The organism is Streptomyces sp. MK37H, from assembly GCF_018035285.1.
GTDB lineage: Bacteria > Actinomycetota > Actinomycetes > Streptomycetales > Streptomycetaceae > Streptomyces > Streptomyces endocoffeicus.
Genome location: NZ_JAAAYH010000821.1, coordinates 1 through 1,598 on the forward strand (window position 1 = coordinate 1; position 1,598 = coordinate 1,598).

At 75.2% G+C, this 1,598-nt stretch carries 1 protein-coding gene; it reads left to right on the forward strand.

Features of this window, described 5'->3' with window-relative positions; translation table 11 throughout:
* Window positions 1–1,527 (forward strand): alpha/beta hydrolase (locus GWI24_RS44185; protein ID WP_210951634.1); only part of this gene is annotated, 1,527 nt, incomplete at its 5' end.
* Window positions 1,528–1,598 lie beyond the last annotated feature (71 nt).

The window sequence follows — 1,598 nt, forward strand, 5'->3', positions numbered from 1 at the left end:
GCGTTCGCCGCCCGGCGCGCGGCGCAGCGCGGTATCGCCTTCCGTCGCTGCCCCCGCGCCGAGGCGCTGGCCGCCCCCATCACTTGCGGAAAAGTCTCCGTACCGCTCGACTACGCCCGTCCCCGCGGCAAGCACATCTCCCTCACCGTCAGCCGGATCCGGGCCACCGGCCCGAAGGCGCGGCGTCAGGGCGCGCTGGTCTACAACCCCGGCGGACCGGGCGCCTCCAGCATGGCGTTCCCCGAGTACGCGGCCGAGGACGCCTTCCGCCGGGTGGCCGCCGCCTACGACTTCGTCGGCTACGCCCCACGGGGTGTGGGCCGCTCCGCCCCGCTGTCCTGCCAGCGGCCGTCGGCCTACGCCAAGGCGCCGACCAGTTCCCCGCCGCACCCCACGGCCGCCTTCAAACGGCGGCTGGTGGCGCGGGCGCGCGCCTACGTCCGGGGCTGTGTGCGCCGCTCGGGCCGCGCGCTCGCGCACTACACCACGCTGAACAACGCCCGCGACCTGGAGGTGCTGCGCGCCGCGCTGGGCCAGCGGCGGCTCACCTTCGTGGGCGCCTCGTACGGCACGTACTACGGGGCCGTGTACGCCACGCTGTTCCCGGGGCGGGTGCGCCGGATGGTCTTCGACAGTGTGGTCAACCCCGCCCCCGGGCGGATCTGGTACCGCGACAACCTCGACCAGTCGCTGGCCTTCGAGCGGCGCTGGCGGGACTGGCGCCGCTGGGTCGCCCGGCACCACACCGTCTACCACCTGGGCGCCACCGCGGACCGGGTGCTCGCCTCGTACGACACGGTGCGGCGGCGGCTGGCGCGGAAGCCGGCGGGCGGGGTCGTCGGCACCGCCCAGCTCCAGAGCGCGTTCCTGAGGACCGGCTACAACGACGCCTACTGGGACCCGGCCGCCCGCGCGCTGGCCGCGTATCTGCGCGGCGACCCCGAGCCGCTGATCGAGCTCGCCGCGCCCGATCCGGCGGAGGCGGCCGACGACGAGAACGGCAACGCCGTCTACACCGCCGTGGAGTGCAACGACGCGCCCTGGCCGCGCGCCTGGGCCACCTGGGACCGCGACAACACCGCCCTCGCCCGCCGCGCGCCCTTCGAGACCTGGGACAACGTGGCGATGAACCTGCCGTGCGCCTTCTGGCCGCTGAAGCCCGGCCGCCCCCTCGACGTAGGGAACCTGGAGGCCGTGGGCCCCCGGAGGACGGGCCGGGTCACGCTGCCGCCGGTGCTGCTGCTGTCAGCGGAGCGGGACGCGGCCACGCCGTACGCGGGGGCGAAGGAGCTGTGGCACCGGCTGCCCGGCTCCTCGCTGGTGACCGAGCGGAAGGCGGGGACGCACGGGCTGTGGGGCGGTCCGAACGACTGCGTCAACCGCCATGTGGACACCTATCTGCTGACCGGGAAGACCCCCGGCCGGTCCGCCTTCTGTGCCCCGCGCCCGGAGCCCGCACCGCTGCCGGAACCGGCGCCGCTGCCCGATTCGGGCAAGCAGCCGGCGGCGATCCCGGGTACGCCGTGAGATTGCCCCGCGGGACGGACACCGTGATGCCGTCCCGACCGTCGTACGTCGCTGGGAGGTGTCCGGCGGAT